The organism is Kamptonema animale CS-326 (assembly GCF_028330895.1).
GTDB lineage: Bacteria > Cyanobacteriota > Cyanobacteriia > Cyanobacteriales > Microcoleaceae > Kamptonema > Kamptonema formosum.
The window spans coordinates 1-7,165 of record NZ_JAQMUA010000116.1; the positions used below are offsets into that span (position 1 = coordinate 1).

Annotated in this window: 6 protein-coding genes; 4 read left to right on the forward strand and 2 right to left on the reverse strand. The window is 50.6% G+C overall.

Annotated elements, in window-relative coordinates:
- Positions 1-3: 3 nt before the first annotated feature.
- Both PN499_RS06775 and hisD read right to left on the reverse strand, forming a co-directional pair.
- Entirely contained in the window at positions 4-429 is a 426-nt protein-coding gene (locus PN499_RS06775; protein WP_272030922.1) for a universal stress protein, read from the reverse strand.
- Entirely contained in the window at positions 429-1,742 is a 1,314-nt protein-coding gene (gene hisD / locus PN499_RS06780; RefSeq protein WP_272030923.1) for a histidinol dehydrogenase, read from the reverse strand. The genes PN499_RS06775 and hisD overlap by 1 nt, the downstream gene beginning before the upstream one ends.
- A 312-nt stretch (positions 1,743-2,054) precedes the next feature.
- On the opposite strand from hisD, the gene rpsT reads away from it, so the two are divergent.
- The 4 genes from rpsT to rpoB all read left to right on the forward strand — a co-directional run bounded on the left by rpsT (position 2,055) and on the right by rpoB (position 7,099).
- The gene (gene rpsT / locus PN499_RS06785) at positions 2,055-2,354 is read left to right on the forward strand and encodes a 30S ribosomal protein S20 (protein ID WP_007355842.1); all 300 of its coding nucleotides are present in this window, start codon (positions 2,055-2,057) and stop codon (positions 2,352-2,354) included.
- Between the two features lie 78 nt (positions 2,355-2,432).
- On the forward strand, positions 2,433-3,218 hold the full coding sequence (locus PN499_RS06790; RefSeq protein WP_272030924.1) for a TatD family hydrolase: 786 nt from the start codon (positions 2,433-2,435) through the stop codon (positions 3,216-3,218).
- A 160-nt stretch (positions 3,219-3,378) separates the two neighbouring features.
- The gene (locus PN499_RS06795) at positions 3,379-3,624 is read left to right on the forward strand and encodes a hypothetical protein (protein WP_272030926.1); all 246 of its coding nucleotides are present in this window, start codon (positions 3,379-3,381) and stop codon (positions 3,622-3,624) included.
- A gap of 85 nt (positions 3,625-3,709) precedes the next feature.
- On the forward strand, positions 3,710-7,099 hold the full coding sequence (gene rpoB / locus PN499_RS06800; RefSeq protein ID WP_272030928.1) for a DNA-directed RNA polymerase subunit beta: 3,390 nt from the start codon (positions 3,710-3,712) through the stop codon (positions 7,097-7,099).
- The last annotated feature ends 66 nt before the right edge of the window (positions 7,100-7,165 follow it).

A 7,165-nucleotide genomic window follows, 5' to 3' on the forward strand; every position in this document is an offset into this window, starting at 1 on the left:
CCCTCAAACGGCCTTAACTACCAACACAGAACAAGCAGCATCCGCTACTACCTGAGAGCTCACCGAGCCCTCCAAAATTCGCTTCAAACCCGTTAAACCGCGACTCCCAATCACAATCAAATCAGCCTTATAAATATTAGCCAAACGCACAATTTCTTCCGCCGCATCCCCGGCCACAATCTCTACCTCACTCTGGCAAGGTAACTTCTCCTGATAAGATTGCAGCAGCTTTTCAATATGTCGATACGGTAATTCCTCAGAATTGAGATGGGGCTTGTCAGCAATCAATTCAAACTCAGATCCCGCCGAAGAAACCACATGAGAGAGAATAACTTTCGTCTCTGGTTCTAACCGAAATTGGTACACAGCTACCATTACCTGGTCTATAGATTGCGAACCGTCAAGAGCCACCAAAATAGTCTTAAACACTAAAATTCCTCATCCCCGATATTTTCAGTTCGCAGCCGCACCGAGTCAGCGTGAGAAGGCAAACCTTCTGCTTTAGCTAAAACATTAATAGTTTTAGCCACTTTTTGCAGCGCCGTCGGCGAGTATTGAATCAAGCTGGAGTGTTTCATAAAGGTTTCCACTCCCAGCGGTGAGGCGTAACGGGCGGCCCCCGAAGTGGGCAGCGTGTGATTCGGCCCCGCTAAATAGTCTCCCACAGCTTCCGGCGTGGAGCAACCTAAGAAAATTGCTCCGGCGTGGCGGATTTGGTCGAGGAGAGCCCAAGGATCGACTACTTCGAGTTCTAAGTGTTCGGGAGCGAATTCGTTAGATAGTTCTGCCGCAGCTTTTAGGGAATCTACAACTACAACTAAACCGTAGTTGGCGATCGCCTTTTCGGTCAATATCCGGCGCGGGTGTTCCGCCAACTGACGCTCTACTTCCGCCACCACCTTTCTCGCCAATACTGAGTCTGTGGTCAGTAAAATCGCCGCTGCCATTGAATCGTGTTCAGCTTGGGCCAACATATCTGCTGCCACATATACGGGATTGGCCAAACCGTCTGCGATAATCAGCACTTCTGAGGGCCCTGCCAAAGTGTCAATGCCTACAGTCCCATAGACCAGCTTCTTTGCCAGCGTTACATAAATATTACCGGGGCCGGTGATTAAATCTACCTTGGGGATAGTATCTGTACCGTAGGCCAAAGCTGCGATCGCCTGTGCCCCTCCCACCCGATAAATTTCCTCAATTCCGGCTTCCTGGGCCGCTACGAGCACCGCAGGAGCGATCTTTTTCTCCGGCCCTGGGGGAGTACACATGACAATACGCGGTACCTTAGCCACCTTAGCTGGCACGGCATTCATCAGCACCGTACTGGGATAAGCCGCCTGTCCCCCAGGAACGTAAAGCCCAGCTCGGTCTACCGGCGTGTAGCGCTTGCCCAAAACTACCTCGTCTTCCCCAAACTGCACCCATGACTTAGGAATGCGCTGTCGGTGAAAAGCTTCAATCTGTTCGCAAGCCAAGCGGATTGCATCTAATAATTCTTTGGATACTTGCTGGTAGGCCGCGTCCAATTCGGAGCCGCTCACCCGCAAGTCTTCGACATTTAGGGAAAGGTGGTCGAATTCAGCGGTATAGTGCAGCAGAGCCTTGTCGCCTTTGCGCTTTACGGCTTGGAGCACTTCCCGTACCGTTGCCTCTTTGTGAACAACCAAGTCGTCGTGGGTGCGATCGCAGATTCGTCGCAGTTCAGCTTGTGCTTCAACCCACTGAGTTATGATTCGCAGCATGGAGATTAGGAATGCCTACCGTAGGAATTGCCCGCCAGAAGAGCGGGGGAGCGGGGGAGGGGGAGCGGGGGAAGGGGGCGCGGAGGGGAGGGGGCGGGGGGAGAGGGAGCGGGGAGATTTTTTCACCTCTGCTCCTCTGCTTCTCTGCCCCCCTGCTGCCCTCCGTCCCCGCTCTTCTGCTAACCCTTAATCCTTGTTATAGCTTAACCTAGATTTTTTGGGGAATCGCGATTTAATGGGAATAGATGTTATATTAGTTTGTCCGGTACTTTGTATTTTTAATTCAATACCAGCCAGAAATCACTGCCGACTATGCCCAATATTAAGTCCGCCATCAAACGAGTCGAAATTGCCGAGCGCAACCGACTGGAAAACAAAGCCTACAAGTCTGCTGTCAAAACTCTGATGAAGAAGTATTTGGCAGCCGTTGATACCTACGCCGCCGCTCCTACTCCCGAATCAATGGAGCAAGTACAGCAGCGGATGTCTGAGGCTTTCAGCAAAATCGATAAAGCTGTAAAGCGCGGCGTGTTACACCGCAATAATGGCGATCGCAAAAAATCTCGCTTGGCTAAGGCTCTCAAACGCAAGCAGACCCCAGTTGTCAATTAAAAATTAAAAATTAAAAATTAAAAATTCAATTATTTTTAATTTTTAATTGATAACTCTGACATACTCCTAAAAAACATAGTGCAGCTAATTGATACTCACGTTCACATCAACTTTGAGACGTTTAAGGACGATCTAGAAGCCGTGCGAGAGCGGTGGCGAGCAGCGGGAGTAGTCCGTCTGGTGCATTCTTGCGTAGAGCCGGAAGAATTTGCCGGAATTCAGGCGATCGCCAACCGCTTTGAGGAAGTATCCTTTGCCGTCGGTCTCCATCCCCTAGATGCCTCTAAGTGGACGGAATCAACAGCAGAACAAATTTTAGAGCTGGCTAGTTCAGACTCTAGAGTAGTAGCGATCGGCGAAACCGGGTTGGACTTTTATAAAGCCAGCAACGCTCAGCAACAGATAGAAGCCTTTACCTCTCAACTGGCGATCGCCCAAAAGCTCAATAAACCCGTCATCATCCATTGTCGTGACGCAGCCGCGCCAATGGCAGAAATGTTGCGGGAATTTTGGCAAACTTCTGGGCCAGTTCGAGGTGTGATGCACTGCTGGGGGGGAACCCCAGAAGAAACCGAATGGTTCTTAGACCTGGGCTTCTACATCAGCTTCAGCGGGACTGTCACCTTTAAAAAAGCTGTCCAAATTCAAGAATCAGCTCGCAGAGTCAACAGCGATCGCCTCCTGATCGAGACCGACTGCCCATTTCTCGCCCCCGCCCCCAATCGCGGCAAACGCAACGAACCAGCCTACGTGCGCCACGTAGCCGAGGAAGTTGCTAGATTAAGAGGAGTGTCCTTAGAAACTCTCTGCCAGCAAACTACCCAAAATGCCTGCGCTCTCTTTGACCTATCAGAGCACAAATAGTGCCAGAATATAGGATTGGGGATCGGCAATCAGCCCTTGAGTAAAACGGGCATTAATCTAGAAATTGTCGATGGCGCGACTTCCCCAACAACAAAAGGTCTACAGCCTGCTAGTATCGCAATTGCGTCCTATAATTTAAAGAGAGGAAACCGCGATCGTAATGAATTGGCACTGTATCTTCAAAAATATCAAAAATCGCGAGTTCCGCTTGCGGGATTTAATCACACCAATGTCATCAATTTTAGTAGTCAATTTGGGAAAGGCTTTCCCCAAAACTGGCAGAGCAATAGAACGCATCAGAGCATATTGTCTAGAAAATCCCTCTACAGTAAATCTGCTGTCAGTTTTGGGTATTGGTGCGCCTGGGAAACTGCTACCCAACAATCTACATATAAATATTCCATAAAAAGCAATAAGCAACAAACGACAAGTACAAGAGTCCCGTTAGGGCGTTCTTAGAAAGGCAAGAGCCACACAGTTTGAGGAAACCAATGACTAATCAGATTTACACACCACAACCCAGCTTCACCTTACCTGACCTGATCGAAATTCAGCGGGCATCATTCCGCTGGTTTCTAGAATCGGGCCTAATCGAAGAACTAGATAGCTTTTCGCCCATCACCGACTACACGGGAAAACTAGAACTCCACTTCTTAGGCAAAGACTTCAAACTCAAGCGCCCCAAATACGACGTAGACGAAGCCAAGCGTCGGGATAGCACTTATGCCGTCCAAATGTACGTCCCCACCCGCCTGATTAACAAAGAAACAGGCGAAATCAAAGAAATGGAAGTCTTCATCGGGGATTTGCCCTTGATGACAGAGCGCGGTACCTTCATCATCAACGGTGCAGAACGAGTCATAGTCAACCAAATCGTGCGATCGCCCGGAGTCTACTACAAATCGGAAACAGACAAAAACGGCCGCCGCAGCTACAACGCCTCCCTCATCCCCAACCGAGGCGCGTGGTTGAAATTTGAGACGGATAAAAACGATTTAGTATGGGTGCGAATCGACAAAACCCGCAAACTCTCCGCCCAAGTCTTGCTCAAGGCCCTGGGACTGACCGACGGTGAAATCCTCGATGCTCTGCGCCACCCGGAATACTTCCAGAAAACCATTGAAAAAGAAGGTCAGTTTGGGGAAGAAGAAGCCTTAATGGAACTCTACCGCAAGCTGCGACCGGGGGAACCGCCGACAGTAGCCGGGGGAGAACAATTGCTGCATTCCCGTTTCTTTGACCCGAAACGCTACGACCTCGGAAAAGTGGGACGTTACAAGCTCAACAAAAAGCTGCGCCTCTCCGTTCCCGACACCATGCGCGTGCTCACTCCCCAGGATATTCTCTCTTGCGTGGATTATCTGATTAACCTGGAATTTGATATCGGCTCTACGGATGATATCGACCACTTGGGCAATCGCCGCGTCCGTTCCGTAGGCGAACTGTTGCAAAACCAAGTCCGGGTGGGACTTAACCGCTTAGAGCGGATCATTCGGGAACGGATGACTGTCAGCGATGCCGAATCCCTGACTCCCGCTTCCCTGGTGAATCCCAAACCATTAGTAGCGGCAATTAAGGAATTTTTCGGGAGTTCTCAGTTATCGCAGTTCATGGATCAGACTAATCCCCTGGCAGAACTGACCCACAAACGCCGACTTTCAGCCTTGGGCCCCGGCGGTTTGACCAGGGAAAGAGCGGGTTTTGCGGTGCGAGACATTCACCCCTCCCACTACGGCCGGATTTGCCCGATTGAAACCCCGGAAGGGCCCAATGCGGGTTTGATTGGTTCCTTGGCAACTCACGCGCGGGTGAATCCCTACGGATTTTTGGAAACGCCGTTTTATCCAGTGGAAAAAGGGCGAATATTGCGCGATCGCGCCCCTGCTTACATGACTGCGGATGAGGAAGATGACCTCCGCGTTGCCCCCGGTGATATTCGCACTGATGCTGAAGGCAACATTCAAGGGGATTCCGTACCCGTGCGCTATCGTCAGGAGTTCACAACCACGACTCCCATGCAGGTAGACTATGTGGCCGTGTCTCCCGTGCAGATTGTCTCTGTGGCAACTTCCCTGATTCCCTTCTTAGAACACGATGACGCGAACCGGGCGCTGATGGGCTCGAATATGCAGCGGCAAGCAGTACCTTTGTTATTGCCAGAACGCCCCTTAGTGGGGACGGGTTTGGAAGCTCAAGCGGCGCGAGATTCGGGGATGGTGGTAGTTTCTAAGTTTGATGGGGAAGTAGTCTATATTGACGCTACTCGGATTATTGTCAAGAGCATTAAGCCCAATGCCGTTGAGGAAGAAGTGCATTTTAGCATTCGCGACTACAGCGATTTGCGGCAGAAAAATCCCCATGCTTTTAAGGCCAAATATGCCGGTTTTATCGAGTACGAACTTCAGAAATACCAGCGTTCCAACCAAGATACTTGTCTCAATCAGCGGCCGCTGATTTATGAAGGGGATTTTGTCGTAGCAGGGCAGGTGTTAGCGGATGGCTCTTCTACGGAGGGGGCGGAGTTAGCTCTAGGTCACAATATCTTAGTAGTTTATATGCCTTGGGAAGGCTACAACTATGAAGATGCGATGCTGATTTCCGAGCGCTTAGTTTATGAGGATGTTTATACTTCCATTCACATTGAGAAGTATGAAATCGAAGCTCGACAAACTAAACTGGGGCCTGAAGAAATTACCCGCGAAATTCCGAATGTAGGGGAAGATTCCCTGCGTCAATTAGACGAACAAGGCATTATCCGTAAGGGGGCCTGGGTAGAAGCTAGCGATATTTTGGTGGGGAAAGTTACGCCCAAGGGGGAAAGCGACCAACCGCCAGAGGAGAAATTATTGCGGGCAATTTTCGGGGAGAAGGCCCGCGATGTCCGAGATAATTCTCTCCGAGTTCCCAACGGGGAGAAGGGGCGCGTCGTGGACGTGCGGGTGTTTACGCGCGAACAGGGGGATGAATTACCACCGGGGGCGAATATGGTGGTGCGGGTGTACGTGGCCCAGAAACGCAAGATCCAAGTGGGGGATAAGATGGCGGGGCGACACGGGAATAAAGGTATCGTCTCGCGGATTTTGCCGAAGGAAGATATGCCTTATTTGCCCGATGGCCGGCCCGTAGATATCGTCCTCAATCCTTTGGGCGTACCGTCGCGGATGAACGTGGGCCAGATCTTTGAATGCCTGTTGGGATGGGCGGGTGAGAATTTGGGCTTGCGGTTTAAGATCGTGCCTTTTGATGAAATGCACGGGGCTGAGAAATCGCGGGAAAGCGTACACGGGAAGTTACGGGAAGCGCGGGAGAAAACGGGTAAGGGTTGGATTTTTGATGAAAATCATCCAGGGAAATCTACTGTTTTTGACGGACGGACTGGGGAGGCTTTCGATCGCCCGATTACTGTGGGCGTGGCTTATATGCTCAAGCTCGTTCACTTGGTTGATGATAAGATTCACGCCCGGTCTACGGGGCCCTATTCTTTGGTTACTCAGCAACCTTTGGGTGGTAAGGCTCAGCAAGGAGGTCAACGGTTTGGAGAGATGGAAGTATGGGCGCTGGAGGCCTTTGGCGCGGCTTATACTTTGCAGGAACTTTTAACTGTGAAGTCCGATGATATGCAGGGACGCAATGAAGCCTTGAATGCGATCGTTAAGGGTAAGGCGATACCGCGTCCTGGTACGCCGGAATCCTTTAAGGTGCTAATGCGCGAGTTGCAGTCTTTGTGTTTGGACATTGCCGTTCACAAGGTAGAGACTGCGGAAGATGGGTCTTCGCGAGATGCAGAGGTCGATTTGATGGCTGATGCTCTTGGGAGGCGATCGCCTTCTCGGCCTACTTACGAATCGATTTCTAGAGACGAAATTGAAGACGAAATGTAGACCTGATGGTTAGTGGTTAGTGGTTGGTTGTTAGTTGTTAGTGCTTTCGTAGTAGCGACTTTAGTC

Bases quoted from the DNA above. Each gene is read 5' to 3' on its own strand.
- hisD (WP_272030923.1), bottom strand. From the start codon at position 1,742: ATGCTGCGAATCATAACTCAGTGGGTTGAAGCACAAGCTGAACTGCGA.
- rpsT (WP_007355842.1), top strand. From the start codon at position 2,055: ATGCCCAATATTAAGTCCGCCATCAAACGAGTCGAAATTGCCGAGCGC.
- PN499_RS06795 (WP_272030926.1), top strand. From the start codon at position 3,379: ATGAATTGGCACTGTATCTTCAAAAATATCAAAAATCGCGAGTTCCGC.
- rpoB (WP_272030928.1), top strand. From the start codon at position 3,710: ATGACTAATCAGATTTACACACCACAACCCAGCTTCACCTTACCTGAC.